The organism is Rhodoferax sp., assembly GCF_012927445.1.
Classification (GTDB): domain Bacteria; phylum Pseudomonadota; class Gammaproteobacteria; order Burkholderiales; family Burkholderiaceae_C; genus Rhodoferax.
This window is the reverse complement of sequence record NZ_JABBPD010000001.1, coordinates 317,113-343,036: the sequence shown is the minus strand read 5'-3', so window position 1 is coordinate 343,036 and position 25,924 is coordinate 317,113. Positions and strand designations below refer to the sequence as shown.

The following is a 25,924-nucleotide window of genomic DNA, read 5'->3' as shown; positions in this document are numbered from 1 at the left end:
CCTAACGCTGCAGAGTTTTTTTTAAATCCGGGCTGATCCCCGCTCACGAGTTCCTATGACTGTTTTCAGACTTTTCTTGCTTGCTATTATTTTGATGACAACGAATGTCCATGCGAAGAGGGCCTTTGCTGGAAAAGTCTCCTACGTCACGGATGGTGACACGCTCTGGGTGCAGCCGGACGCGGGCGGCGCGCCGCGCAAGTTGCGCCTTGACGGCATCGACGCCCCGGAAATCTGCCAATCGGGTGGCGAGGCCTCGCGTGCAATGCTGGCGCAGCGTGCGTTGCACCAGCATGTCGAAGTGACGGTCAGGCGTCGTGATGTTTATGGTCGGGGACTGGCGCGCATCCGGCTGGCGGGCAACGATTTGGGTGCGCAGATGGTGAGCGCAGGCCAGGCTTGGTCTTACCGCTGGCGCCGCGACCTCGGGCCCTACGCAGCCGAGGAAGCCGTTGCGCGGCAATTCCGCCGTGGGCTGTTCGCCGTTAGCCAGCCTGAGTTGCCACGCGATTTTCGCAAGCGACACGGATCATGCTACGTTGTTAAAAAATGAAGCGAGGAGCTTAGTGCGCTACGCCACAGACGGTGCAAGTGGCTTGGCGTCCGATGCGGACTTCGGTGAACTCCATGGAGCGGCCATCCAGCATCAGCAAACGGCCCGTCAACGGGCGGCCGGCCCCGCTGAGCAGCTTGAGCGCCTCGGCCGCTTGCATGGAGCCGATGATGCCGACCAGCGGCGCAAAAACACCCATGGTGGCGCAGCGAGTTTCTTCAAACGTGGTGTCGGGCGGAAAGACGCAGGCATAACACGGGGAACTCGCGTCGCGTGGGTCATAGACACATATCTGGCCGTCAAAACGAATGGCAGCACCGGATACCAGTGGTTTTCCGTGCTTGACGCAGGCCGCATTGATGTCTTGGCGCGTGGCAAAGTTGTCACAGCAGTCCAGCACCACGTCGGCCTCGGCCACCAGGATGTCCAGTAACGCTGCATCGGCACGTGCCGCGATCGGGGTCACCTCGACCTCCGGGTTAATGGCCTGAATAGCGGTTTGGACTGACAGCACCTTGGGCTCACCGACACGGTCCATGGTGTGGGCAATTTGCCGTTGCAAATTGGTCATGTCCACCGTGTCGTGGTCAACCACCGTGATGTGTCCGACACCCGCAGAGCCGAGGTAAAGCGCGACCGGTGACCCCAAACCACCGGCCCCCACGATCAGGGCATGACTACCTGATATTTTCTCCTGCCCTTCAATCCCGATCTCGTTGAGCAGGATGTGGCGCGAATAGCGCAGCAGCTGGTCGTCCGTCATGTGTGGCTTTTATTCTTCTTTTTTTTCTTCCGGGCGTTCGACCTGCGTCTTGCTGACCATCACGGTTTGACCCTTGAGTTGGTTGATCGCCTGAATCAGCTGGAAATCCTTGTCAGACCCATACTCTGGCATCTTGCGATCGGCCAGCGGCTTCTTCAGTTCTTCCTCCAGCTTTTTGCGGGCTTCTTCCCGGGCTTTCTCGCGAGCGTCATCTTTCACTTCTTCGCCCTGGCCACTGTTCAGGTGCTGTGTCAGATCGGCTTCGCGCGTGCGCAGTGCCGCAAACAGGTTGCCCTCTTCGGTTTCGTCCACCATGACGTCGGGCACGATGCCTTTGGCCTGAATGGATTTACCGCTGGGCGTGTAGTAACGGCTGGTGGTGAGCTTCAGGGCGGCGGTTGGGCAGTTGTCCATGCGGAACGACGGGTCAAGACAAACCGCCGTTTGCACGGAGCCCTTGCCGAACGTCTGGTTGCCCAAAAGCTTGGCGCGCTTGTGGTCTTGCAGCGCCCCCGCCACAATTTCGCTGGCGGAGGCGGAGCCTTCGTTGACCAGCACCACCAGCGGCACGCTCTTCAGCGCCCCTTTGGTTACTTCCTGCAGGTGCTTCAGGGGGTCGGCGCCACCGCGGCGTTGGTAATACTGAGGCGATGCCTTGTAAGTGAATTTGCTTTCCGGCAACTGGCCGTTGGCCGACACGACCGTGACGTTTTCTGGCAAAAAGGCCGCTGAAATGGCCACCGCAGCGTCCAAGTAGCCGCCTGGATCATTGCGCAGGTCCAGCACCAAGCCCTTGAGCTTGGGCTCTTGCTTGTAAATCTCTTCGGCCTTGCGCGCAAAGTCTTCCACCGTGCGTTCCTGGAACTGGCTCAGGCGAATCCAGGCGTAACCCGGTTCAACCACCTTGCTGCGCACGGATTGGGTGCGGATTTCCTCGCGCGTGATCGACACCGGAAAGGTCCGACTCTCGGATTTGCGGAAAATGGTGAGCAGCACCTTGGTGTTGGGCTCGCCGCGCATGCGCTTGACGCCTTCGCTGAGCGCCAGACCCTTGACCGGGGTATCGTCAATCTTGACGATCAAGTCGTTGGGCTTGATACCTGCCCGGAACGCCGGTGATCCTTCGATCGGAGACACCACTTTGATCACGCCATCTTCCTGGGAAATTTCGATGCCGACACCGACGAATTTGCCGGTCGTGCCTTCGTTAAATTCCTTGAGCGCTTTTTTGTCGAGGTACTGCGAATGAGGGTCCAGGCTGGACACCATGCCCACGATGGCATCAGTGATAAGTTTCTTGTCGTCGACCGGTTCAACGTAGTTGGTCTTGACCATGCCGAAGACGGCCGCCAACTGCTGCAACTCTTCCAGCGGCAGTGGCGCCAACGTGCCGCGCGCCACGGTCTGGAGCGAAACAGTGGTCAAGGCGCCGGCGACAACACCGAGCGAAATCCACCCTGCAATTTTCAATTTTTGAGCCATAAATATTCCTGTGCTATCTCAATATACACGGTTGGATGTTTCTGCGAGGGCCAGGTTCCCTATTTACCTAAGCTTTACCCTGAGATGCCACCGCCGCTGCGGCGTCTGCTGCGGCCTTCGCGTCGCCCAGGTAGTAATGGCGGATCGGTTTGAGGTTGTCGTCCAGCTCATACACGAGCGGAATGCCGTTCGGAATATTCAGGCCGACGATGTCGTTGTCGGAGATGTTGTCCAGGTATTTCACCAGCGCCCGGATCGAGTTGCCGTGGGCCGCCACCACCACGTTTTTGCCCGCTTTGATGGCGGGTGCCAGCGCTTCGTTCCAGAATGGCATGACCCGTGCCACGGTGTCTTTCAGGCATTCGGTCAGCGGAATTTGCGCGGCCGGCAGCTTTGCGTAGCGCAAATCACCGCGTTCGCAACGCGGGTCGGTCGCTTCCAGGGCGGGCGGCGGCGTGTCGTAACTGCGACGCCAGAGGAGCACCTGATCGTCACCATATTGCTTGGCTACATCGGCTTTGTTGAGCCCTTGCAAGGCGCCGTAGTGGCGCTCGTTGAGCCGCCAGCTGTTGACCACCGGCAGCCAGGTGCGGTCCATTTCGTCAAGCACGTGCCACAGGGTGCGGGTGGCGCGCTTGAGCACGCTGGTGTAGGCCACATCAAACTCATAACCTTCGGCCTTGAGCAGGCGCCCGGCGTTTTTGGCTTGCTCAATGCCGGTGGACGTCAAGTCGACGTCGGTCCAGCCGGTAAAGCGGTTGTCAAGATTCCAGGTGGATTCGCCGTGGCGGATAAGAACAAGTTTATGCATGGTGTTTTTAAAGGCCTGAGCCGGGGTAATACGAAGGCGGAATGCGCTGGGCAGTCCTCCATTCTAAAATGAGTACTAAATCGTCTTGAACCTCAAGACAGTTCGGGCCGCACTATGGGCTTGGCCCACACAAATTTAAACAAGGAAAAAAGTGAAATTTATTATTGATAACTGGATGTTGATGTCCGTGGCGCTGGCCTCTGCTGCCTTGCTGTTTTGGCCGGTGTTCAAGGGTGCCACCAGCGGTGCGCTGACGGCGGAAGCTGCGGTGCAGCTGATTAACCGCGAGAAAGCTGTGGTTATTGACGTGTGCGAAGCCAATGAGTACGCGGTCGGCCATGTAGGTGGGGCCAAAAACATTCCGTTAAGCCAGCTGGAGCAAAAATTACCTGGAATGGTGAAAAACAAGGCGCTGCCGGTTATTTTGGTGTGCCAGTCGGGCGCCCGTTCCGGTCGCGCGGTCGGCATCGCCAAAAAGCTGGGCTATGAGCAGGCCCAGTCGCTGGGCGGCGGCTTGGGGGCCTGGACCAAGGCCAATCTGCCGGTCGAAAAAGCGTAATACAAAACACTGCGGGACAGCCCGTGCGGCGCGCAGAGCGCCAGCGCTGTCCGCAACTGATAGGAATAAACCATGCAAGTTGTCAAAATCTACACCACCGCCGTCTGCCCTTACTGCGTTCGCGCCAAGCAGATTCTCAAGGCCAAAGGCGTTGCGCAGATTGAAGAAATCCGCATCGATACCGATCCGGAACAGCGCATGAAAATGATGGAAATAACCGGCCGGCGCACCGTGCCTCAGATTTTCATTGGCCAGACCCACGTCGGCGGCTGTGATGATCTGGTCGCGCTGGACGGGCAGGGCGGCTTGCTGCCGTTGCTGAACGCAGCCTGATCCGTCGTTGATTGACGCCTTGACGGCGAAAAATCGATTTTCACCTGAGATAATTCATCTCGTGCCCGATTGTGTGCCCGCTCAAGATCAGCCTGAGCGGGCTTTGTTTTAACCGAGATCAATACCATGTCCGACCAGCAAGAACCCGTTTTCCAAATTCAGCGCGTTTACCTCAAGGAAGCGTCCCTGGAGCAGCCCAATTCGCCCGCCATTTTGCTGGAGCAAGAATCCCCCACCGTGGACATCCAGTTGGGCGTGAATGCCTCGCCCGTGGCGGAAGGCATCTACGAGGTGACGGTCACCGCCACGGTGCAGACCAAGATCAAGGACAAAACCGTGTTTCTGGTGGAAGCCACGCAAGCCGGCATCTTTGAAATCCGCAATTTGCCGCAAGATCAGTTGAACCAGATCATGGGCATCGCCTGCCCGCAAATCGTGTACCCCTACCTGCGCGGCAACGTGGCCGACCTGATTCAGCGCGGTGGTTTTCCGCCCGTGCACCTGTCGGAACTCAACTTCCAGTCGATGTACGAGCAACAACAGCAGCAACAGGTGGCCGCCACCGCTGAGGTTGAGACCAATATTGTCATTCAGTAAATATTTTTAGCGTTTTAGCCCTCTAGCCCCCGTATTCATTGCGCAGTCAGCTATGAAAATAATAGTGCTTGGTGCCGGCGCCTGGGGCACGGCATTGGCGGTCAGTGCGGGTAGCAACCCGCTGGCCGAACATGACGTGACGCTGTGGGCGCGCGATGCCCGTCAGGTCTTGGCGATGCAGGCGCAGCGTGAAAATGCGCGTTATCTGGCCGGAATCCCACTGCCGCCCACACTGCGTGTGAGTTCGCTCAGCTTGGCCGAGCCGAAGCCGCTGAACCAGCTCATGGCCGGGGCTGATCTGGTGATTGTGGCCACGCCGATGGCCGGCTTGCGCGCCATGTTGACCAGCTTGGCGACTTGCCGGGTGCCGGTGGCCTGGCTGTGCAAGGGCTTTGAGGCTGCAACTTCAGAGACTTTTGGACTGCTAGCCCACGAAATACAAGCGCAGGTAGCTCCTGATTTGATAGCGGGTGTGCTCAGTGGCCCCAGCTTTGCGCTGGAAGTCGCTCGCGGTCAGCCAACGGCCCTGGTGGCCGCCAGTGCGCATCTGGCAGTGCGCGACGCGCTGGTCGCCGCCTTTCACAGTCCAACGATGCGGGTTTATGCCAATGACGACCTGGTCGGCGTGGAAGTGGGGGGCGCAGTTAAAAATGTGCTGGCGATTGCCACCGGTTTGTGTGACGGCCTGCATTTGGGTCTCAATGCCCGGGCCGCCCTGATTACCCGCGGTTTGGCCGAGATGACGCGACTGGGCTTGGCGCTGGGCGCCCGCTCTGACACCTTCATGGGACTGAGTGGACTGGGCGACCTGGTGCTCACCGCCACGGGTGATTTGTCGCGCAACCGGCAGGTCGGCTTGGCGCTGGCCCGCGGTCAGTCCCTGCAACAGGCGGTTGCATCGCTGGGCCACGTGGCCGAAGGGGTTTACTCCGCCCGTACCGTGGTACAGCGCGCTCAAACCGTGGGGGTGGAGATGCCGATTGCCGAAGCGGTGGTGGCCTTGCTGGATGGTCAGATGCGACCGGACGAGGCGGTGGCAACCCTCATGGGCCGCGATCCGGCGAACGAACTGGCCTGAACCTGAGTGGGTGCCGGCTGCGCGCCAGCACCGCACCCCGTTCAGACTTTGTCTTGTTCGATGCGCGCGGCGATGTGGGCCAGCGCTTCTTCCACCTGATCCACCAGAATCAGGCACAAGTCACCTTCGGACAACTTGTTCATGGCCGTGTCAATGGCCAGAAACTCGCCCTGAATTTCATGGATGTCCTTGGTGCGCGTCGCGCTGGCCAGGCCGGCCCGCAGCAGCGCCACGACTTCGCCATGGGCGCGCCCGCGCTGACACTGGTCCTGGTACAGCACCACTTCGTCAAAGGCATGCCCCAGCATTTCGGTTTGCTGGCGGATGTCTTCATCACGCCGGTCGCCCGCGCCGCTGATGACCACTGAGCGGCGTTTGGCGGGCATGTTTTCAACCGCCTGGATCAGGGCTGAAATGGCATCCGGGTTGTGGCCGTAGTCGGCGATGACTGTGGCGCCCCGGTAGCTGAACAGGTTGAAGCGGCCCAAGGCGTTGTCGTTGTCATTCACAAAACTGGCCAATCCGCGGTCGATCGTCTCCCATGACAGCCCCAGGCCCCAGGCGGCCGCCACCGAGGCCATGACGTTTTCCACCTGGAAGCCGATGCGGCCCTGATGCGTAATGGGCACTGCGGCCAGCGGCACCTTGTGCTGGACTCCGCCCTGGAATGCGACCAGGCAACCGTCTTCGACAAAGATCGCGCGCCGTCCCTGGGCCAGATGGGTGGCCATGACCGGATGGTTGCGGTCGGCGGCAAAAAAGGTGACGGAGCCGCGACAGTGGCTGGCCATGGTCACCACGATGGGATCGGCCGCGTTGAGGACGGCCACGCCGTCATCGGCGATGTTCTGCACGATCACACGCTTGAGCACGGCCAGATCTTCGACCGTGGTGATGTAGTTCAACCCCAAGTGGTCGCCGCTGCCGACGTTGGTAACGACCGCCACATCGCAATGGTCAAACGCCAGACCTTCACGCAACATGCCGCCGCGGGCGGTCTCCAGCACCGCCGCATCCACGTCGGGGTGCTGCAGCACATTGCGCGCGCTCTTGGGGCCGCTGCAGTCGCCGGTGTCGATGCGCTGGCCCGCGATGTAGACGCCATCGGTATTGGTCATGCCCACACGCAGGCCGTTCTGGGCCAGCAGGTGGGAGATCAGGCGGACGGTGGTGGTTTTGCCGTTGGTGCCGGTCACCGCCACCAGTGGAATACGGCCATTCTCCTGCTTGCCGAACATGCTGGCGATGATGGCTTCGCCCACCGCGCGGCCCTTGCCGTAGGAGGGGGCAATATGCATGCGCAGGCCCGGCGCGGCATTGACTTCGACCACGCCACCGCCTTGCTCCTCCAGCGGATGCAGAATGCTGCGGCAGACCATGTCCACGCCGCAAATATCGAGCCCCACCATCTGCGCGGCGGCCACCGCGCGCGCGGCCACCTCGGGGTGTACATCGTCGGTGACATCGGTGGCCGAGCCGCCGGTCGACAGGTTGGCGTTGTGGCGCAGGGTAACGCGTGCGCCCTTGATCGGCACCGAGTCGGCCTGGAAACCCTGGCTGGCCAGGCAACTCAGGGCGATATCGTCAAAGCGGATTTTGGTCAGTGAGGTGGCGTGACCCGAACCGCGACGTGGATCGCGGTTGACCCGGTCCACCAGTTCACGGATGGTGTGGCTGCCATCACCCGCCACAGTGGGCGGCTCACGTCGCGCCGCTGCCACCAGCTTGTTGCCGACCACCAGCAGGCGATAGTCGTTGCCGGGAATGTAGCGCTCAAGCAGGATTTCTTTGCCGAATTCTTTGGCGATCGCGTAAGCCGCCATCAGTTGCTCGCGCGCCGTGATATTGACGGTTACGCCCTTGCCCTGGTTGCCATCTTTGGGCTTGATCACCACCGGCAGGCCAACTTCACAGGCGGCGGCCCAGGCGTCCTCGGGGGTGTCCACCTCGCGCCCCATCGGGACTGGCACCCCCGCTGCTGCCAGCAGTTTTTTGGTGAGCTGCTTGTCCTGGGCAATGGCTTCGGCAATGGCGCTGGTGATGTCCATTTCAGCGGCCTGGATGCGGCGCTGCTTGCTGCCCCAGCCAAACATGACCATGCTGCCTTCGGTCATGCGACGGTAGGGAATATTGCGTGCGACCGCGGCCTGGACGATAGCGCCTGTGCTGGGTCCCAAACGCACATCCTCGTCGAGGTCGCGCAGCTGGCCCAAGGCCAGTTTCAGGTCAAACGGGGTGTCGTTCAGCGCTGCCAGACACAGATCCTTGGCCAGTTCCAGCGCCAGACGACCAACGGCTTCTTCTGAATACTCCACCACCACCTGGTAAACCAGGGGCTCAATAGTGGCCGTCGTTCGGCTGAAGGTGACCGGGCAGCCGGCTTTGGCCTGCAAGTCCAGTGCCGCCACTTCGAGCACGTTCGCCATGGGAATCGTGTCATCGTTCCCGGTGGGCTGCAGCGGGCTGATTTCAGGAAAACGGGCCCGCAGTCGGCTCTCGAAACCCTCACGGGTCGGGAGTGCGCACTCCGCAGGGGTGCAGGTCACTACCGCCTCAATGGCGGTGTGATTGCTCCAGAGATTGGGGCCGCGAAGGGCGCGGATGCGTGATATGTCCATAAGCTCAATAGTTTTTCTTGGGGTCTGACTCAAAGGTGCGCAAGCCGGCCGCGATCAGTTCCGGGGTGAGGCCCAAGGCCCACGCGGCAGCTACCGCTGCCATCACCATCTCTGGTTTTTCGGCCTTGGCCTGCTTCATGGAAGCAAGGGGTATCAGCGCTATTTCTTCACTGCCTTGGGCCAGCACGATGTGACCGTTGTGCACAAAAAGGACGCGCTCGCCGCTGGCGCGGTGCGTGGTGATGGCTTTAAGCTGGGGATCCAGTCCGTAAAAAATCACCTTGCCATCGCACAGATGCGCCATTTCCACCACGTGGGGGTCCGCAGCGTTCAGCACGGCCGTGCCCTGCGGCAAAACCACATCAACCTGGGTTCGTACCACGTTGTACAGCTTGTCGAGGTTATCAATGTAGAACTCGGCCAGGGCCTCGAAGCCGCTGACATCGGTCACCACGCCAACCATGCACTTGTCATAGGCCAGACCTTCGCTCAGGATCATCCGGCTGCTGTGCTCGAACACCGCGACTTCGACCGAACGGTTGATCAGCAGGCGCTGGCCACCTTCCCAGTGCGTGCTGTCACTGGCGTCGACCTGGCGGGCGCCCAGATAAAAGCCGTCCTGGCAGGCCAGACCGACCTGCTTGCCACTGATGTGCAGCAGCCAGGCGATCAGGCGCGCAATGCGGGTGGTGTTCTGGGTGCCGGTGACGCCGATCACCGGAATGCGGCCATCTTTGTCGGTGTCAAACAGATGCTCGATGATGGCTTTGCCGATCGGACGCGGTTGCCCGTCAGCCGGCTTCAGGTGGGCCAGCAGGCCGGGGCTGGCATTCACCTCGATCACGGCGCCACGCTGTTCTGCCAGGGGACGGGTGATGTCCTCCAGCACCATGTCAACGCCCGCAATGTCAAGGCCCACGATGCGTGCGGCCAGGGCGGCGGCGGCAGCAACGCTCGGGTGAATGTTGTCGGACACATCGAAGGCGACGTTGCCATTGCGCTGAATCAGCACTTTTTCGCCTTGCGCCGGCACGGAATAGGCGGTGAAGCCCTGCCGTTCCAGCTCAAGAATGATTTCGGCGGCCTCATGCGGGCGCAAGGTGTTTAGCGGCGCGTCTTCGCTCTCACCGCGTCGGGGATCTGTATTGATCTGGCTGTCGACCAGTTCAATGATGTTGGATTGGCCGTCGCCCGTGACCCAGGCGGTTTCGCCGCGCGCGGCTGCCACGACGCGTTTCCCGATAATTAACAGCCGATGTTCGTTTCCGGTGATGAATTGCTCGACGATGACGCTGCCATCGCCCTTGCGTTGAGCGAGCAGAAAAGCGGCCTCGATATCTTTGCGGTTGCTCAGATCCAGCGAAACACCGCGGCCATGGTTGCCGTCATACGGCTTGAGCACGACGGGCAGGCCGACGTCCTGGGCGGCTTCCCAGGCTTCGTCTGCCGTTTTGATCACGCGACCTTGCGGCACTGGCACACCACACGACTGCAGGAGTGATTTGGTCAAGTCCTTGTCGCTGGCAATTTCTTCGGCAATGGCACTGGTCTGGTCCGTTTCGGCCGTCCAGATGCGGCGTTGGCTGGCGCCATGACCGAGTTGCACCAGATTGCCGTCGGACAGGCGAATGTTGGGGATGCCCCGCTCGGTGGCGGCGTCGACGATGTGCGAGGTGCTCGGGCCCAGGCACAGCGCGTCGACCATGTCGCGCAGCTTGTGCACCGTGGCGGCCACGTCATAGGGGTGGTCCTCGATGGCGGCCATCAGGAGATCGCAGCCAGCCAGCAGGGCGGCACGGCCGACCTGTTCTTGCCGGGTCCGGAAGGCCATCTTGTACACGCCCCGAACCGACGTTTGCCTGGTCTTGCCGAAGCCGGTGCGCATGCCGGCCAGGTTTTGCAACTCCAGCACCACGTGCTCCAGGATATGCCCGGCCCAAGTGCCCTCGCGCAGGCGCAGCAAAAAGCCGCCCGGTTCGCCGATGCCGCAGCGGTGTTCGACCAGCGCTGGCAGCAGGCCGCTTAAACGCTCATAAAATCCGGGAATGGTGTCGGAAGGATGATCTTCCAGCACCCCGATATCGACCCAAGCTTCGATCACGGGACGGTAAGTCCAGATATTGGGGCCGCGCAGATGGGTAATCCGCAGCAATTGAATGTTCTTCGTCGTCATGAATCTAAACAGTTTAGGCAGTCAAGCACTGCGGGCGAATTCCTGGTTCATGCGAACATACCTTGGTATTGGCACAGCCGTCACGTAATAATCACTTTAAAGAGTCAGCGTCAAGCGTAATATCGTTAAGTCTATTGCAAATTTCACTCGACTCCGGTCCGGCTTACGACCGTCAACCCGCAGAATCAACTGATCCACATGACAAACGAAATCCCCGCTTCCGAATTATTGTTGAATGACATCCCGGCTGATTGGCGCCTGGATGTCCAAGCGCAACTCTCCACAGGAGAGAACGTTTTGGCCACGCTGGAGGTTGACCTCGATACCCAACTTCGTTTCATCAATGGCTTGGTACTCGTCACCAACCAGCGTTTATTAAGCCGCGCGCCGGATTCGACCTGGCGCGCCTGGGCCTACCGGCCTGGTTTGACGCTCAAGCACCATGACCATGCCGGGGTCGGTCATCTGGAACTGATGGATGCGCAGGGCTTGCTGGCGACCTGGCGCTTCACCCTCGGGCGCAATCTGCAGGCCATTCGGCTGCTCGATCAATTCCAGCTTCAGCTGCAAAGCCACGTCAGCGGTCAGCCGGTGGCCCTGCCGGAAGGTCGGCGCTGCCCGAGTTGCAAGGCACCGCTGGAGCCGGATCAGGATGAATGCCCGATTTGCACCAAAGTCATCCACACGCCGCCGTCGACCTGGACGCTGTTGCGGCTGTGGCGCTTTGCCAAGCCCTACCGCGGCCAACTGCTCGCCGGTTTTATTCTGACGCTGCTGGGCACGGCCGCCAGCTTGGTGCCGCCCTACCTGGCGATGCCGTTGATGGACGAGGTGCTGATCCCGTTCCAAAACGGCCAGCACATCGACCCCATGCTGGTGGCGCTGTATCTCTCGGGCCTATTCGGTGCGGCGCTGCTGGCCTGGGGCTTGTCCTGGGCCAAGACCTACATCCTGGCGCTGGTGTCCGAGCGCATTGGCGCCGACCTGCGCACCACTACCTACGAGCACCTGCTGCGCATGTCGCTGGAGTATTTTGGCGGCAAACGCACCGGCGATCTGATGTCGCGCATTGGCAGCGAGAGCGACCGGATTTGCGTTTTTTTGTCGCTGCACCTGCTCGACTTTGCCTCGGACATCCTGATGCTGCTGATGACGGCGATCATTCTGTTCTCCATCAACCCCTGGCTGGCGCTGGTCACGCTGGTGCCGCTGCCTTTCATCGTCTGGATGATTCACGCCGTGCGCTTCCGGCTGCAAACCGGGTTCGAAAAGATCGACCGCGTCTGGTCCGAGGTCACCAGCGTGCTGGCCGACACTATTCCCGGCGTGCGTGTGGTGAAGGCGTTTGCGCAGGAAAAGCGCGAGGCGGCGCGCTTTCGCGAGGCCAATAAACACAATCTGGCGGTGAACGACAAGATTAACAAAATCTGGTCCCTGTTCTCGCCCAGCGTCTCCCTGCTCACCGAGCTGGGGCTGCTGGTGGTCTGGGCGTTTGGCATCTGGCTGGTGTCCAAGGCCGAAATCACGGTCGGCGTGCTGATGGCCTTCATTGCCTACATCAGCCGTTTCTACGGCCGGCTTGACTCGATGAGCCGCATCGTGTCGGTGACCGAGAAATCAGCCTCGGCCGCCAAACGCATTTTTGACATCCTGGACCACGTCTCCAGCGTGCCGGAACCGACGCAGCCAGTGAAGCTGGAGCGTGTCGAAGGCCGCATCGAACTGTCGGATGTGAGTTTTCGCTACGGCAACCGCGAAGTCAACAAGGGCATCAATCTGGTCATTGAGCCGGGCGAGATGATCGGCCTGGTTGGCCACAGCGGTTCCGGCAAGAGCACGCTGGTGAACCTGATTTGTCGTTTTTACGATGTGTCGGAAGGCTCGATTCGCGTCGATGGCGTCGATGTGCGCTCGTTTCCGATTGCCGATTACCGCCGCAACATCGGGCTGGTATTGCAAGAGCCTTTTCTCTTTTTTGGCACCATTGCCGAGAACATTGCCTATGGCAAACCCAATGCCAGCCAGGCCGACATCATTGCCGCCGCCCGCGCTGCGCACGCGCATGAATTTATTCTGCGTCTGCCACAGGGTTACGACTCGATGGTGGGCGAGCGCGGCCAGGGTTTGTCCGGCGGTGAGCGCCAGCGCATCTCGATCGCCCGTGCTCTGCTGATCAACCCGCGCATCCTGATCCTGGACGAAGCAACGTCCTCGGTCGACTCCGAAACCGAGAAAGAAATCCAGAAGGCGCTGGAAAATCTGGTGCAAGGCCGCACCACCATCGCCATTGCCCATCGGCTCTCCACCTTGCACCGCGCCAACCGGCTGGTGGTGCTGGACCGAGGCCAAATCGTGGAGGTGGGCACGCACGACTCGCTGATGGCGGCCGAGGGCGCCTATTTCAACCTGTATCAGGCGCAAGCGCGCAACATGGATGTGGACATGGACGACGATAGAAGACGCACTGTCAGGGTCGATAACGTGAAAGACGACAAATGAACGCGACCACTGCCATGACTACAAGCCATTTTCAGCTCTCCCGCAATGCCTTTGGCCGGCTCACCCTGACCACCGCCGAGGGGGAGGTTTTTGAGGGCGTGGTGCCGGTACGGGCCTTCCCGATCCAGTCGCCGGAGGACGGCATTGGCATGGTGCACACCGATGGCCATGAGGTGGCGTGGATTGACCGCCTGTCGGCGGTGCCTGCCCCGATCCAGCAGCTGATCCGGGAAGAACTGGAAACGCGGGAGTTCATGCCCGAAATTCTGACCATTGCCAGTGTCACCAGCTTTTCCACGCCCTGCACCTGGCGCGTCTTGACCGACCGCGGCGAAACCCGTTTTGTGCTGCGCGGCGGTGAGGACATTCGCCGCGTCGGGCCGACCATTCTGCTGGTGACGGACTCGCACGGCATCCAGTTCCTGATTCGGGACCGCGCGAACCTGAACAAAGAGAGTCAAAAGATTTTGGACCGATTTTTATAAGAAATTGGCCTCTAGCCCCCGTCGCACCTGCGCAAGTAGCTATTTATTTAATAGCGTCATGAACGCTGCCCAGCGGCCCATGCCAGCGACGAATTCCCCCTTCTGAATGAATGCCACTAAGCTTCTCACCATGACCTCATTTTTTGATTTTTCCGACGCCGCCGTGGCTGAACTGGCCCGCCTGGATGCGGCGCGTGCGCTGCAGGAAGATGTCGGCGCCGGTGACCTGACCGCGGGCCTGATTGACCCGACTCGCCGCGCCCGGGCCCATGTGCTGGCGCGCGAAGCGGCGGTCATTTGCGGCATTCCGTGGGCCCAGGCCGCGTTGCAGCAAGTGGACCCGGAGGTGCGCCTCACGTGGCGCGTGCAGGAAGGCCAGCGTTGTACGCCCGACCAGGTCGTGCTGGAGATGGAAGGTTCGGCCCGCGCCTTGTTGACGGCGGAGCGCACCGCGCTCAATTTTTTGCAACTGCTCAGCGCCGTCGCGACCAAAACGGCCAGCTATGTCGATGCCGTGCAGAGCGTGCCGGGCAACCGGGCGCAAATTGTGGACACGCGCAAGACGCTGCCGGGCCTGCGCCTGGCGCAAAAATACGCGGTGCGCACCGGCGGCGGCACCAACCACCGGATTGGCTTGTACGACGCCGTCCTGATCAAGGAAAACCACATTGCCGCCGCGGGCAGTGTCACGGCCGTGCTGGCACGCGCCGCCCTGGTGGCGCCCAGCGCCAAGTTTGTCGAGATCGAGGTGGAAACCCTGGCCCAACTGAAGGAGGCTTTGAACGCTGGCGCCAGCATGGTGCTGCTCGACAACATGAGCCTGGCCACCCTGCGGGAGGCGGTGCAACTCAACGCCGGGCGGGCGATTCTGGAAGTGTCGGGCGGCGTGAATCTGTCTACGGTGCGCGATATTGCGGCCACCGGAGTAGACCGCATCTCGATCGGCGCCCTGACCAAAGATGTTCAAGCTACCGATTTTTCAATGCGATTTATTGCCGACTTAACTGCTTGACCAGGAGCTGTAATGACTGCTACCCCTAATTCTGTGATGGATGTTGAATACGAACAGCCGCTGCAAGACGCGACGGCCAGTGCCTCGGTCTGTGCCACCAAGCACGCCTGGGCCCGCGTCCCGGTCGAGCCGGGCCCGGCCGAGCGCGCCGCGTTGAAAGACAAAATCCGCCGCTTGCTGAAAGAGCGCAATGCGGTGATGGTGTCGCACTACTACGTGCACCCGGATTTGCAGGACCTGGCCGAAGAAACCGGCGGTATCGTCAGCGATTCGCTGGAGATGGCCCGCTTTGGCCGCGACCATCCGGCGACCACGCTACTTGTTTCGGGGGTGCGCTTCATGGGCGAGACCTCCAAGATTCTCTCGCCGGAAAAACACGTCCTGATGCCGGACCTGGACGCCACCTGTTCGCTCGATCTGGGTTGCCCGATTGACGAGTTCAGCGCCTTCTGCGACGCCCACCCGGACCGCACGGTAGTGGTCTACGCCAATACCAGCGCAGCCGTGAAGGCGCGGGCGGACTGGCTAGTGACGTCGAGCTGTGCACTGGACATCGTGCGCGCCCTGAAAGAAAAAGGCGAAAAAATCCTGTGGGCGCCCGATCGGCATCTGGGTGGCTACATCCAGCGCGAGACCGGCGCCGACATGGTGATGTGGGGCGGCTCCTGCATCGTGCACGACGAGTTCAAGGCGTTTGAACTGCAAGCGCTGATGAAGGCGCATCCCGGTGCCAAAGTGCTGGTGCACCCGGAGTCACCGGCTGACGTCGTGGCGCTGGCCGATGCGGTCGGATCGACCTCGGCCATTTTGAAAGCGGCGCGGGAGATGGACGCCCATGAGTTCATCGTCGCCACCGACAACGGCATGATGCACAAGCTGCGCACCCTCAATCCGGCCAAGGTGTTTCTGGAGGCGCCCACCGCTGGCAACAGCGCCACCTGCAAGAGTTGCGCTCATTGCCCGTGGATGGCCATGAACGGGCTGGCGGACGTCGCCCGGGTGCTGGAAACCGGTGCCAACGAGATTCACGTCGATCCCGCGCTGGGCCGGCGCGCCCGGCAGCCGATTGACCGCATGCTGGCATTTACCGCCGCGCTCAAGGCCGGACAAGTGGCAGGGAGTCTGGTTCCGCATATCGGCGCTGCGTAAGCTGCTATTTAATCTATAGCTACTTTCGCAGGCTGCACGGGGGCTAGAGGTCGATTTTGCTCGAATTGAGGGCGTCGCGATAAAACGCAATGAATTCTGCCAAGGGCATCGGCCGGGCGTAGAAATAGCCCTGGATTTCGCCGCACTGCGCTTGCCGCAAGAACGCCAGCTGATCCGCCCGCTCAACCCCCTCGGCTGTCACCGCCAGGCCAAAGTTTTTGGCCAGCCCGATGATTGCGCTGGTGATCGCCACACTGTCCTGGTCATCCGGCAGCCCATCAATAAACGACTTGTCGATTTTGAGGCGCGTAAATGGCAGTTTTTGCAGGTAGCTCAGTGATGAGTAGCCGGTGCCAAAGTCGTCAATGGCCAGCTGCAGACCCATGGCGCGGAACGCGTGCAGCGACTCGATCGCCAGGCCCGCATCCTGGGCGATGTAGCTCTCGGTGATCTCCAGTTCAATCTGCCGCGCCTGCAGGTCGTTTTGCTTGATCGCCTGGTCCAGCACGGCCAGCAGGTCGTGTCCGCGCAGTTGCACGTTCGAGACATTCATGCTGAGGTGCTGCAGGACAATGCCCTGGGCATTCAACCCGGCCAGATCCTGACAAGCCTGGCCGATGACCCAGTCGCCAATCGGGATGATTTGGCGGCTCTCTTCGGACAGGGGAATAAATTGAAAGGGCGGCACCAAGCCACAACCGGGCCTGTTCCAGCGGATCAAGGCCTCCGCCGCCACCACTTGCCCGCTGACGGCGCTGACCTTCGGTTGGTAATACAGCTCAAACTGATTACCGGCCTCGATCGCCAGTTTGAGGTCATGAATCATGCCTGCGCGGATGCTGGCAAGCTGGGACAAGTTGGCTGAGAAAAAACTGAAGGTATCGCGCCCGCTCTCCTTGGCTTTGTAGACCGCCAGGTCGGCGTGTTTGAGCAAGGTCACTTTGTCTTCGCCATCCTGCGGGTACATGGCGACGCCCATGCTCGCGGTGATGCTGAGTTCATGCTCCTCACACAGGAAGGGCTGATGAAACAGGGCCAGGTACTGACCGACCACCAAGGCCACTTCAGCCGGGTCGCGTACGTTTTCGATCAGCACCAAAAATTCGTCACCGCCGAAGCGCACCAGGGTGTCGGCGCTGCGCACACAGGCCTGCATGCGTTGGGCCGACTGCACCAGCAAGTCGTCGCCAATGGCGTGCCCCAAGGTGTCATTGACCTGCTTGAACTGATCCAGATCGAGAAATACCACGGCCAGTTGACTCTGGTTGCGGCGGGCCGAATCGAGCGCTTGCAGCAAGCGCTGATCAAAGAAGCGGCGATTGGGCAGCCCGGTGAGGGCGTCATGCATCGAGTTGTAGTGCTCATTGCGGCGCGCCAGCTCCAGGGCCGACTCGCGCTCACAGACGGCCACCGCCAGTTTATTGACACTGGTGAACGCTTCTTCCAGCTCATCGCCGGTGGTGAGCGCTGGCAACTCGGCGTAGTCGCCTTGCTGGATCTGGCGAATCTGCGCCATCAACCGACCCAGCGGCCGGGCCAGGCTGCGCTGAAAAACAAAACGGGTGAGCAGCAAGATGCACCCGGCAATCGCCACCATCAACAGAATAAACTGAAACCGCTGGGTGTTGATGCGCGCATTTTCACGGGTCTTGTCGAGCGTGACGGTGAAATAGACCGGGCTGTTAAGGGTGTCCTTTTTCATCACGCCAAGGTACTGATCCGTCGTCTGCGACACGCTCAGTAATTCGGCATTGGTGTGGCTGCCCAGGAGGCGCGCCTGGGCGGCAAAAGAGCTCTCAAAGCTCTGTTTCAGATCAATGTCCAGGTCTTTGGAAAACTGGGCGAAATAATCGTTGTCCAGCACAAAGGACAACTCCAAATGAGCGATGCGCTGACCGCTTCCGGTGTCGATCACATTCTGGTGACTCTTGATGGCCAGCTTGTCGCCCAAGCGGAGATAGGTCGTCAAACCGTCGGTCGCTGATTTTTCATCCGGGTGATGAAAGGTGTGTTGGAGGGTGATGTTGCCGTCTGCCGGCAGCACACCCGGTTGGTACTCGCGCTCCAGCTCCTGACGTTTGAACAGCACCGGCTGACCCGCGACAAAAGTCAGATAACCCAACTGGTAGCTCCCGCCCTGACGGCTGGCAAAAGCGATCAATTCCTGGTCCTGCCCATACAAGGCCATGTCGTTGTTGAGGGAGAGCTTCACGCGATTGAGCAACTCCAGTGCCAGTGTCTTTTTCTCTTCGTCAATCAAAGGCGTGTTGTAGTTGGCTTTGTCCTGGTAGCGGTTGATCAAGTCGATCGAGGCGATGAGTTGCTCATCTTTCGCCGCATAGGCGGCTCCCTTTTTGACCTCGCCTTCAATGCGGTTGAGGTTGTAGTCCAGGCGCTGATAGGCATGCTGCATCCGGACCCGGGTGCCCTCCAGAAAACTCTCGCGCAAAAAGATATCGAAATACACGCCCATCGCCACCACCGACAGCATCACGGCCAAGGTGGCGAGCAGTGACAGCTTGAAAGTGAGGTGACGCCGCAGGCGAAAAAAAATGTTCATAGGCCGCACGCGCGTCAAAAGATGGGCGAGACCTGCTCGACGTTGTCACGCGTGATGAGCTTGACCGGAATGACCACGTGGCGTGGCACCGCCGTTTTGTTCAGCAGCTTGCGCGCCATGTCAACGGCCATCGTGCCCCCCAGCGGAAACAGCACCGAGCCGGTCTGGGTGCCGTTGCGGATGGCCTCGCGGGCCTCGCTGGTGTAGTCGCAGCCGACGCTGATGACCGCACTGGGGTCCACCTTCTGCTGCAGCATGGCCAGACGTGCGCCACTGAGCATGCTGTCGCTTTCAGAAAAAATGGCATCGACCCGAATGCCCTGCGCCAGCAGTTTCTCCATCTCCAGCAGCGCATCCTTGCGCAAATAATTGCCGGTGCGTTTGATGACCTTGATGCCGGAATGCTTGGCCATGACCTCCATGAAACCCTGGCTGCGCAGTTGCGTCACATCGGCGGTCTGCAAACCTTCAAACAGCAGCACCAGGCCTTGCCCCTTGAGTTTTTTCGCAATGAACTCGGCGCCCATGGCGCCGATCTGGAGGTTGTCCGAGTTGATGAAGGTGGAGTAGTCGTGGCCCTTGATGCCGCGGTCCAGGATGATGACGTGAATTCCGGCCTTGTAGGCCTTGCTGATCACCGGCACCACGGCTTGCTCGTCGTTGGTTCCAATCACCAGGACATCGACTTTTTGCGTGATGAATTGTTCGATTTGACGAATCAGCAGCGAGGTTTGCCCCTGGGCATCGGCGTAAACAAAGGCGAGCTCCGGGTACTTGGCCACCGCGTCGCGTACTTCGGCGACCTGGGCCTGGCGAAAATCATTTTTCAGGGTGTCTTGTGCAAAGGCGATGACAGGGCGCTGCGTGGGCTGCGCCCAGCCTGGGTTGCTCAACAGCAAACTCAACAACAGGAGGATGAAACGGGTGCGACGCATGCTGATCCTTAGCTTGTCATGGGCAAGGGAGAAAACCTTAACGCGAACCTGCACAAGGACGTGCAGAGGGGGATATGAACTTTGGCTTCTACTTTAATTTGCTATTGTATTAATAGCGTTATGCGCAGGTTGAACGGGGGTTGGGGCTTGATTTTGCATAAATTCAGGTCAGCGGGATCCAAGAAAGGCGGCCGTCCCCGTCGACAGATGCCAGCCGTCGGTCCCCGTCAAAATCAATCGCTTGCATCATGCCAAGTATCGCATCGTGCGCCGGGCTCTTCCGGGCTGCTGGAACCCGTTCCGGGAAGGAATGAAGGAGGCCGGACGCCTGAATTGCATGAGTTTGACGTGCATCAAAGTTTGGTGATAAGACCCCCTGGTTGGATCAAACGACACCTGCACATTGCGCGCCGTCTCAGCGCGTGCCGAAAGGCGAGCTTGTTACCAGCGACGGCTCAAACTTCGAGGTTGTCGATCAGTCGCGTCGCACCAATTTTGGCCGCACCCAGCACCACCAGCGCATCGGCCGCGGTGTCGCCCGGTTGTGGGATTTGCAGGTCGCTGCGACGCCGTACCGCCAGGTAGTCCGCTTGCCAGCCGCGCGCGTTTAGCGCACGCATGGCTTGCGCTTCCAGGGCGGCGATGTCGGTGGCGCCGTTCTTCAAGGCTGTGGCCATGGCCTTGAGTGCCAGGGACAGTTGCACCGCCTCGGTGCGTTCGCTCTCGCTGAGGTAGCTGTTGCGCGATGACAGCGCCAGTCCGTTTGGCGCCCGTGTGGTTTCTCCGCCCACGATCTCGATGGGCAGGGCAAATTGCTGCACCATGCGCCGCAGGATCAGCTGTTGCTGGTAGTCCTTTTTGCCGAACACGGCCACCCGCGGCTGCACGCAGGCAAACATCTTCATGACCACGGTGCAGACGCCAACAAAAAAGCCGGGCCGAAAGTGGCCTTCCAGAATGTCAGCCAACGCCGCTGGCGGATGCACCTTGAAGGTTTGCGGCTCGGGGTAGAGTTCTTGTTCGCTGGGGGCAAACACCACGTCGCAGCCGGCCGCCTGCAGCTTCTCGCAATCGGAGTCCCAGGTGCGCGGGTAGGTGTCAAAGTCCTCATGCGGCAAGAACTGCAAGCGGTTGACAAAGATGCTGGCGACGGTGACGTCGCCCAGCGGTTTGGCCTGCCGCACCAGCGCCAGATGGCCGTCGTGCAGATTGCCCATGGTGGGAACAAAAGCGGGGTGTTTGAATTGCGTCAAGTGCTCGCGCAACTCGGCAATGGTGTGAACGATTTTCATAATGGTTTTGCGGGACAGACCGTGGCGAAGCGCAGCGCTGTCCTCAACTGAGTAAAAACGGTTACCAGGCGTGCTGGCTGTTGTCGGGAAATGTGCCGTCCTTGACGGCGCTGACATAGGCGTGCATGGCTTCCCGGATGCCGGGTGCACCGAGCATGAAGTTGCGGACGAATTTGGGCATTTTGCCCAGGTTCACGCCCAGCATGTCATGCAGGACCAGCACCTGGCCGGCCGTGCCGCTGCCGGCGCCAATGCCGATGGTGGGGCAATGCAGCAACTCGGAGGTCAGTTCGGCAGACAGAGCGGCCGGCACCATTTCCAGCACCAGCAGGGTGGCACCAGCGTCTTGCAGGGCGTGGGCCTGGAGTTTCAGGAGGGTGGCTGATTCGGCAGTTTTGCCTTGCACCCGGTAGCCGCCCAGCGCATGCACGGTTTGCGGTGTCAGGCCCAAATGCGCGCACACGGGAATGCCGCGTTCCACCAGAAAACGCACGGTCTCTGCGGTCCAGCCACCGCCTTCTAACTTGACCATGTGGGCGCCGGCCTGCATCAGCACTGCGGCGCTGCGCAAGGCTTGTTCCTTCGACTCATGGTAGGCGCCAAACGGCAGGTCGCCAATCAGCCAGGCCGTGGCCTGCGAGCGGCGCAGTCCGCGTGCCACGCTTTCGACGTGGTAACGCATGGTTTCCAGCGTCACGCCCACGGTGCTGCTCAGGCCCTGGCACACCATGCCGAGCGAGTCGCCGACCAGAATGCAATCCACGCCGGCCGCGTCAGCGACGGCCGCAAAGGTGGCGTCATAGGCGGTCAGCATGGTGATTTTTTCACCACGCGCGTGCATCTCCAGCAAGCGAGGCAGGCTGATGGGTTTACGCAGTGCCGGGGCTGCGGTGGGCGGCAGTGTGCCGTAAGGCGTAGCGGGATCGGGGGTGGGGGAGGTCATAGCCGGCGTCGGTGGACGTGTCAGTTGATGCCGTGAGTCTAGTCGATCCGGCTATGCTTCACGCCCATGCAAACGTTGATTGATTTCGCCGCTACCGGCACCCCGGGGAGCGCCGACCCCCTGCGCTGCGCCTTTGGTGCCCCGCGCCAGACGCTGGTGGCGCACCGCCCGGCGCAGGTTCGGCCGTTGCTGGAGGCGGTGCAGGCGCTGGCGCGGCAGGGTTATTGGTGCGTCGGTTACCTGCGTTACGAGGCGGCGGCCGCTTTTGATCCGGCGCTGGCGGTGCAGGAGGCCGACGGCCCGCTCGCCTGGTTCGGCGTGCACGACGCGCCGCAGGCCTGGCCCGACTTGGCTGTTGGTAACAGCGCGATAGCGCAGTGGCAGGAGGCCCTGTCGCGCAGCGCGTTTGACCAGGGCATGGCGGAGATCCACCGGGCCATCGTGGACGGCGAGCTCTACCAACTCAATTACACCGCGCCGTTGCACGGCACGCTGACGGGGGCGCCGCGCGATCTGTTCATGGCGCTGCAGCGGGCGCAGCCGGGGGGGTATGCCGCGTTCATCGACACCGGCGATGAACAGGTGCTGTCGGTGTCGCCGGAATTGTTCTTTGACTGGGATGGTGAGCGCATCCTGGCGCGTCCGATGAAGGGCACCGCCCCGCGCGGAGCCACCGCCGAGATTGATGCGGCGCTGGCGGCCCAGCTGCTGGCCTCGGCCAAGGAGCGGGCCGAGAACGTGATGATCGTCGACCTGATCCGCAATGATTTGTCGCGCGTGGCCCAGCCGTTTTCCGTGACGGTGCCGCATCTGTTCCAGCTGGAGGCGTTGCCGAGCGTGTGGCAGATGACGTCGGACGTCGAGGCGCGCACCCGGCCGGGCACGACACTGGCTGATGTGTTTGCGGCCCTGTTTCCCTGCGGCTCGATCACCGGGGCGCCCAAGGTGCGCGCCATGCAGATGATTAAAAGCCTGGAGCCCGAGCCGCGCGGCGTCTATTGCGGCGCCGTCGGCGTGGTTCGGCCGGGTGGCGCGGCCACCTTCAATGTGGCGATTCGCACCGTTACGGTGCAGGGCGACGCGCTGCGCTGCGGCATTGGCAGCGGCATCACGGCCGATGCCACGGCCGAAGGCGAGTGGCAGGAATGGCGCCACAAGCGCGCTTTTTTGGAGCGCGCCCGCCAGCCGTTCGAACTGCTGGAGACGATGGCGCTGGAAGACGGCGTCCTGCGCACCGCGCCGGAGCATCTGGCACGTCTGGCCCGTGCGGCCCAGCATTTTGGCTATCCCTGGGCGGCGACGCGAGTCGAAGCCTGCTTGCGGCAATTAGCTGACAGCCATCGCCAGGGTTTGTGGCGCGTGCGCCTGCGACTGGATGCGCATGGACAGGCGCAGGCCGAGGCCTACGCGATGGAGGTCATACCAACCCCGGTCACACTGGCGCTGGCGGCGACGGCGTTTGAAGCGGCCGACAGTGAATTTGTCCGCTTCAAGACCACGCGGCGTGCGCATTACGACGCCTTTGCGCCCCACGAGTCCGGCGTGTTCGACACCCTGCTGTGGAACCGGCAGGGCGAAATTACCGAGTGCACGCGCGGCAACGTGGCGCTGCGGCTGGACGGGCGCTGGGTGACGCCGCCGCTGCGTTGCGGGCTGCTGGACGGCATCGGCCGCGCCCGTTTCCTGCGCGAGGGGCGGCTGGCGGAAGCCGTGGTGCGGGTCGAGGACTTGCCGCGCGCCACCGGCCTCGCTTTTGTCAACAGCCTGCGCGGCTGGCTCGACGCTGTTTTGGTGTGAGCGTGGCCGGTCAGGCGGCGTGCGTTAGCGGCAGCGCCTCCAGCCCACGGTAAAGCGGATTGCGGATCCAGCGTGGTTCGGCATCCGCCAGGCGAAGGTCGGGCCAGCGCTTGAGCAATTGGCCAAAGACCATTTCAGCCTCCATGCGTGTGATCGCGGCACCAATGCAGACGTGCGGACCGGAACCGAATGACAGCGACGGACCGTCGTTGCGCGTGATGTCCAGCGTATCAGGCTGGGCGTAGCGCGCCGGGTCCCGATTGGCAGCGCCGATCAGGGGCAGCACCAGGTCACCGCGACGCAGCTGCTGGCCGTGCAGCACCAGATCGGTCGTGACGCGCCGTCCGGTGTATTGCACCGGGCTGTCAAACCGCAGCAGCTCGCGCACCGCGCCCGGCAGCAACGCCGGTTCTTGTTGCAGGCGCTGCCATTGTTCGGGGTGCGCCAGCAGTGTCTGCAGGCCGCTGCCCAGCAAGTGGCGTGTGGTTTCGTGGCCGGCGAACAGCAGCATGGCGCACTGCGCCAGCAGCTCGGCGCTGCCGTGGATCTCGCCAGCGGCCTCGGCTTGCACCAGCCGGCTGGTCAGATCGTCGCCGGGCGTTTGGCGCTTGCGCGCCAGCAGGGTTTCGAGGTAGCGACTCATGGCCAGCAGGCTGCTTTGGGCCCGGCGCGCCTGTTCGCGCGTGGGCTGCGGCGTGCCGATGAAGGTGGCCAGATCGTCCGACCAGGTCATGAAGTCATGCTGCTGCGGGTTCTCGATGCCCATCAGCATCGTGATCACCCGCACAGGCAGTGGCCGGGCAACGGCTTCGATGAAATCGAAGCTGTCCAGGTTTGCCACCTGATCCAGCAGGTGGGTGACCGTCTGCGCGATGTGCGGCGCCAGTTGCTGGATCACCGCGGGGTGGAAACCCGCGTTCATCACCTTGCGAATGCGCGGATGATCGGGCTCATCCAGAAACAGCAGGGCGCGGGCGAACAGGCGCTGGAAGTCGGCCAGCTCGCCGCGCGCATCCTCCCGGTCATTGACCCAGGCGCCGGTACGCTGCGCCGAAAAGCGCGGGTCTTTCAGTAACTGCGCCACATCGGCATGGCGCGTCAACAGCCAGGCGCCGCCGAAAAACTCTTCGCTCCAGTGGATCGGGCCGGCCTCCCGCAACGCCCGGTAGGTGGGATAGGGGTTGGCCAGAAAGGCGGCGTCGATGAGGGGGCGGTCCAGCGTTGCTGGCGTCAGCACTGCATTCATCCGCACTGGCCGGTCTGCGCCACCGGGCGTTCACCCTGCGCCTTCAGTCCCAGGCGAACAAAGAGCTGGCGGTCCAGCTCGGCTTGCGGGTTGCTGGTGGTGAGCAGCTTGTCGCCGTAAAAAATCGAGTTGGCACCGGCGGCAAAGCACAGCGCCTGCAAGGCTTCATCCATCTGCTCGCGCCCGGCCGACAGCCGGACCATGGTGAGCGGCATGGTGATGCGGGCAATCGCAATCGTACGCACAAACTCGAATGGGTCCAGCGGCGCGGTGTTGGCCAGCGGCGTGCCTTCGACCGCGACCAGGTTGTTGATGGGCACCGACTCGGGGTAGGGGTTGAGGTTGGCCAGCTGCGCCACCAGTCCGGCGCGCTCCCGGCGGGACTCACCCATGCCGACGATGCCGCCACAGCAGACGTTGATGCCGGCGGCGCGCACATGGCCCAAGGTGTCGAGCCGGTCCTGGTAGGTGCGGGTGGTGATGATGCTCTCGTAGAACTCGGGCGCGCTGTCCAGGTTGTGGTTGTAGTAGTCCAGCCCGGCGTCCTTCAGGGCCTGCGCTTGCTCCGCTTCCAGCATGCCCAGTGTCATGCAGGTTTCCAGGCCCAGAGCGCGCACTTCACGCACCATGTCGGTCACTCGTTCCATGTCGCGGTCTTTCGGACTGCGCCAGGCGGCACCCATGCAAAAGCGGGTGGCGCCCTGGTCTTTGGCCGCTTGCGCCGCTTCAATCACGTCGGCCAGCGGCATCAGCTTGCTGGCCTCAACGCCGCTCTCGGCGGTGGAGGCTTGCGGGCAGTAGCCACAGTCCTCGGAGCAGCCGCCAGTTTTGATCGACAGCAGGGTGGATAGCTGCACCTCATTGGCGTTGAAGTGTTCGCGATGCACTTGCTGGGCTCTATACAGCAAGTCCAGGAAAGGCAGCTCATACAGGGCCTCAATCGCTTCGACCGGCCAGCGTTGCGGGATGTCCGACGTGACGGTGCGTGCCGGGGCGGGACGCAGGCTTGAAACGGGAATCAGGGTAATCGTGGTCATGT

21 protein-coding genes are annotated in these 25,924 nt (G+C 61.6%); 10 read left to right on the top strand and 11 right to left on the bottom strand.

Annotated features, from left to right (window positions below; all coding sequences use genetic code 11):
- Positions 1-94: 94 nt before the first annotated feature.
- On the top strand, positions 95-553 hold the full coding sequence (locus tag HHJ17_RS01480; protein WP_296504794.1) for a thermonuclease family protein: 459 nt from the start codon (positions 95-97) through the stop codon (positions 551-553).
- Positions 554-563: 10 nt separating this feature from the next.
- Here HHJ17_RS01480 and HHJ17_RS01475 read toward each other — a convergent pair whose 3' ends face one another.
- From HHJ17_RS01475 to gpmA, 3 genes are all read right to left on the bottom strand, one after another.
- The gene (locus HHJ17_RS01475) at positions 564-1,316 is read right to left on the bottom strand and encodes a HesA/MoeB/ThiF family protein (protein ID WP_296504792.1); all 753 of its coding nucleotides are present in this window, start codon (positions 1,314-1,316) and stop codon (positions 564-566) included.
- 9 nt (positions 1,317-1,325) lie between these two features.
- A complete protein-coding gene (locus HHJ17_RS01470) occupies positions 1,326-2,798 on the bottom strand; it encodes a S41 family peptidase (RefSeq protein WP_296504789.1) in 1,473 nt (490 codons plus the stop codon).
- A 67-nt stretch (positions 2,799-2,865) separates the two neighbouring features.
- Positions 2,866-3,609, bottom strand: a complete 744-nt coding sequence (gpmA, locus tag HHJ17_RS01465) for a 2,3-diphosphoglycerate-dependent phosphoglycerate mutase (protein WP_296504786.1) — start codon at positions 3,607-3,609, stop codon at positions 2,866-2,868.
- 151 nt (positions 3,610-3,760) lie between these two features.
- Here gpmA and HHJ17_RS01460 point away from each other — a divergent pair, with 151 nt between their 5' ends.
- The 4 genes from HHJ17_RS01460 (at position 3,761) to HHJ17_RS01445 (ending at position 6,176) form a co-directional block, all read left to right on the top strand.
- A complete protein-coding gene (locus tag HHJ17_RS01460) occupies positions 3,761-4,168 on the top strand; it encodes a rhodanese-like domain-containing protein (RefSeq protein WP_296504784.1) in 408 nt (135 codons plus the stop codon).
- Positions 4,169-4,240: 72 nt separating this feature from the next.
- Positions 4,241-4,501 carry a glutaredoxin 3 gene (gene grxC / locus HHJ17_RS01455; RefSeq protein WP_296500366.1) on the top strand — a complete coding sequence of 87 codons (261 nt, stop codon included), beginning with the start codon at positions 4,241-4,243 and terminating at the stop codon, positions 4,499-4,501.
- 126 nt (positions 4,502-4,627) lie between these two features.
- Complete coding sequence (secB, locus tag HHJ17_RS01450; protein ID WP_296500364.1) at positions 4,628-5,098, top strand: protein-export chaperone SecB; 471 nt, start codon at positions 4,628-4,630, stop codon at positions 5,096-5,098.
- Between the two features lie 52 nt (positions 5,099-5,150).
- Complete coding sequence (locus tag HHJ17_RS01445) at positions 5,151-6,176, top strand: NAD(P)H-dependent glycerol-3-phosphate dehydrogenase (RefSeq protein WP_296500362.1); 1,026 nt, start codon at positions 5,151-5,153, stop codon at positions 6,174-6,176.
- 41 nt (positions 6,177-6,217) lie between these two features.
- Here the strand turns inward: HHJ17_RS01445 and cphA (HHJ17_RS01440) are convergent, their stop codons facing one another.
- Both cphA (HHJ17_RS01440) and cphA (HHJ17_RS01435) read right to left on the bottom strand, forming a co-directional pair.
- Positions 6,218-8,794: a cyanophycin synthetase gene (gene cphA / locus HHJ17_RS01440; RefSeq protein ID WP_296500359.1), complete on the bottom strand. Its 2,577-nt coding sequence runs from the start codon at positions 8,792-8,794 to the stop codon at positions 6,218-6,220.
- A gap of 4 nt (positions 8,795-8,798) precedes the next feature.
- On the bottom strand, positions 8,799-10,967 hold the full coding sequence (gene cphA, locus HHJ17_RS01435) for a cyanophycin synthetase (RefSeq protein ID WP_296500357.1): 2,169 nt from the start codon (positions 10,965-10,967) through the stop codon (positions 8,799-8,801).
- Between the two features lie 198 nt (positions 10,968-11,165).
- Here cphA (HHJ17_RS01435) and HHJ17_RS01430 point away from each other — a divergent pair, with 198 nt between their 5' ends.
- The 4 genes from HHJ17_RS01430 (at position 11,166) to nadA (ending at position 16,112) form a co-directional block, all read left to right on the top strand.
- A complete protein-coding gene (locus HHJ17_RS01430) occupies positions 11,166-13,466 on the top strand; it encodes an ABC transporter ATP-binding protein (protein ID WP_296500355.1) in 2,301 nt (766 codons plus the stop codon).
- Complete coding sequence (locus tag HHJ17_RS01425) at positions 13,463-13,951, top strand: DUF1854 domain-containing protein (RefSeq protein WP_296500354.1); 489 nt, start codon at positions 13,463-13,465, stop codon at positions 13,949-13,951. Before HHJ17_RS01430 ends, HHJ17_RS01425 begins: the two co-directional genes overlap by 4 nt.
- Before the next feature lie 130 nt (positions 13,952-14,081).
- Positions 14,082-14,963, top strand: coding sequence for a carboxylating nicotinate-nucleotide diphosphorylase (nadC, locus tag HHJ17_RS01420; protein WP_296500353.1), 882 nt, complete (start codon positions 14,082-14,084; stop codon positions 14,961-14,963).
- A gap of 12 nt (positions 14,964-14,975) precedes the next feature.
- Positions 14,976-16,112, top strand: coding sequence for a quinolinate synthase NadA (nadA, locus tag HHJ17_RS01415; protein ID WP_296500352.1), 1,137 nt, complete (start codon positions 14,976-14,978; stop codon positions 16,110-16,112).
- A gap of 43 nt (positions 16,113-16,155) precedes the next feature.
- On the opposite strand, the gene HHJ17_RS01410 is transcribed toward nadA, so the two are convergent.
- The 4 genes from HHJ17_RS01410 to panB form a co-directional block, all read right to left on the bottom strand.
- Positions 16,156-18,672 (bottom strand): EAL domain-containing protein, encoded by a 2,517-nt coding sequence (locus tag HHJ17_RS01410; RefSeq protein WP_296500351.1) that lies wholly within the window; start codon positions 18,670-18,672, stop codon positions 16,156-16,158.
- Between the two features lie 14 nt (positions 18,673-18,686).
- Positions 18,687-19,607, bottom strand: coding sequence for a substrate-binding domain-containing protein (locus HHJ17_RS01405; protein WP_296500349.1), 921 nt, complete (start codon positions 19,605-19,607; stop codon positions 18,687-18,689).
- A gap of 455 nt (positions 19,608-20,062) precedes the next feature.
- Positions 20,063-20,899, bottom strand: a complete 837-nt coding sequence (panC, locus tag HHJ17_RS01400; protein ID WP_296500346.1) for a pantoate--beta-alanine ligase — start codon at positions 20,897-20,899, stop codon at positions 20,063-20,065.
- 61 nt (positions 20,900-20,960) lie between these two features.
- Positions 20,961-21,842: a 3-methyl-2-oxobutanoate hydroxymethyltransferase gene (panB, locus tag HHJ17_RS01395; RefSeq protein WP_296500343.1), complete on the bottom strand. Its 882-nt coding sequence runs from the start codon at positions 21,840-21,842 to the stop codon at positions 20,961-20,963.
- A gap of 66 nt (positions 21,843-21,908) precedes the next feature.
- Here panB and pabB point away from each other — a divergent pair, with 66 nt between their 5' ends.
- Complete coding sequence (pabB, locus tag HHJ17_RS01390; protein ID WP_296500341.1) at positions 21,909-23,639, top strand: aminodeoxychorismate synthase component I; 1,731 nt, start codon at positions 21,909-21,911, stop codon at positions 23,637-23,639.
- Positions 23,640-23,649: 10 nt separating this feature from the next.
- Here pabB and HHJ17_RS01385 read toward each other — a convergent pair whose 3' ends face one another.
- Entirely contained in the window at positions 23,650-24,885 is a 1,236-nt protein-coding gene (locus tag HHJ17_RS01385) for a cytochrome P450 (RefSeq protein WP_296500339.1), read from the bottom strand.
- Positions 24,882-25,922 carry a biotin synthase BioB gene (gene bioB / locus HHJ17_RS01380; protein ID WP_296500337.1) on the bottom strand — a complete coding sequence of 347 codons (1,041 nt, stop codon included), beginning with the start codon at positions 25,920-25,922 and terminating at the stop codon, positions 24,882-24,884. Before bioB ends, HHJ17_RS01385 begins: the two co-directional genes overlap by 4 nt.
- Between the last annotated feature and the right edge of the window lie 2 nt (positions 25,923-25,924).

Bases quoted from the DNA above. Each gene is read 5' to 3' on its own strand.
- HHJ17_RS01480 (WP_296504794.1), top strand. From the start codon at position 95: ATGACAACGAATGTCCATGCGAAGAGGGCCTTTGCTGGAAAAGTCTCC.
- HHJ17_RS01475 (WP_296504792.1), bottom strand. From the start codon at position 1,316: ATGACGGACGACCAGCTGCTGCGCTATTCGCGCCACATCCTGCTCAAC.
- HHJ17_RS01470 (WP_296504789.1), bottom strand. From the start codon at position 2,798: ATGGCTCAAAAATTGAAAATTGCAGGGTGGATTTCGCTCGGTGTTGTC.
- gpmA (WP_296504786.1), bottom strand. From the start codon at position 3,609: ATGCATAAACTTGTTCTTATCCGCCACGGCGAATCCACCTGGAATCTT.
- grxC (WP_296500366.1), top strand. From the start codon at position 4,241: ATGCAAGTTGTCAAAATCTACACCACCGCCGTCTGCCCTTACTGCGTT.
- secB (WP_296500364.1), top strand. From the start codon at position 4,628: ATGTCCGACCAGCAAGAACCCGTTTTCCAAATTCAGCGCGTTTACCTC.
- HHJ17_RS01445 (WP_296500362.1), top strand. From the start codon at position 5,151: ATGAAAATAATAGTGCTTGGTGCCGGCGCCTGGGGCACGGCATTGGCG.
- cphA (WP_296500359.1), bottom strand. From the start codon at position 8,794: ATGGACATATCACGCATCCGCGCCCTTCGCGGCCCCAATCTCTGGAGC.
- cphA (WP_296500357.1), bottom strand. From the start codon at position 10,967: ATGACGACGAAGAACATTCAATTGCTGCGGATTACCCATCTGCGCGGC.
- HHJ17_RS01430 (WP_296500355.1), top strand. From the start codon at position 11,166: ATGACAAACGAAATCCCCGCTTCCGAATTATTGTTGAATGACATCCCG.
- HHJ17_RS01425 (WP_296500354.1), top strand. From the start codon at position 13,463: ATGAACGCGACCACTGCCATGACTACAAGCCATTTTCAGCTCTCCCGC.
- nadC (WP_296500353.1), top strand. From the start codon at position 14,082: ATGACCTCATTTTTTGATTTTTCCGACGCCGCCGTGGCTGAACTGGCC.
- nadA (WP_296500352.1), top strand. From the start codon at position 14,976: ATGACTGCTACCCCTAATTCTGTGATGGATGTTGAATACGAACAGCCG.
- HHJ17_RS01410 (WP_296500351.1), bottom strand. From the start codon at position 18,672: ATGAACATTTTTTTTCGCCTGCGGCGTCACCTCACTTTCAAGCTGTCA.
- HHJ17_RS01405 (WP_296500349.1), bottom strand. From the start codon at position 19,607: ATGCGTCGCACCCGTTTCATCCTCCTGTTGTTGAGTTTGCTGTTGAGC.
- panC (WP_296500346.1), bottom strand. From the start codon at position 20,899: ATGAAAATCGTTCACACCATTGCCGAGTTGCGCGAGCACTTGACGCAA.
- panB (WP_296500343.1), bottom strand. From the start codon at position 21,842: ATGACCTCCCCCACCCCCGATCCCGCTACGCCTTACGGCACACTGCCG.
- pabB (WP_296500341.1), top strand. From the start codon at position 21,909: ATGCAAACGTTGATTGATTTCGCCGCTACCGGCACCCCGGGGAGCGCC.
- HHJ17_RS01385 (WP_296500339.1), bottom strand. From the start codon at position 24,885: ATGAATGCAGTGCTGACGCCAGCAACGCTGGACCGCCCCCTCATCGAC.
- bioB (WP_296500337.1), bottom strand. From the start codon at position 25,922: ATGACCACGATTACCCTGATTCCCGTTTCAAGCCTGCGTCCCGCCCCG.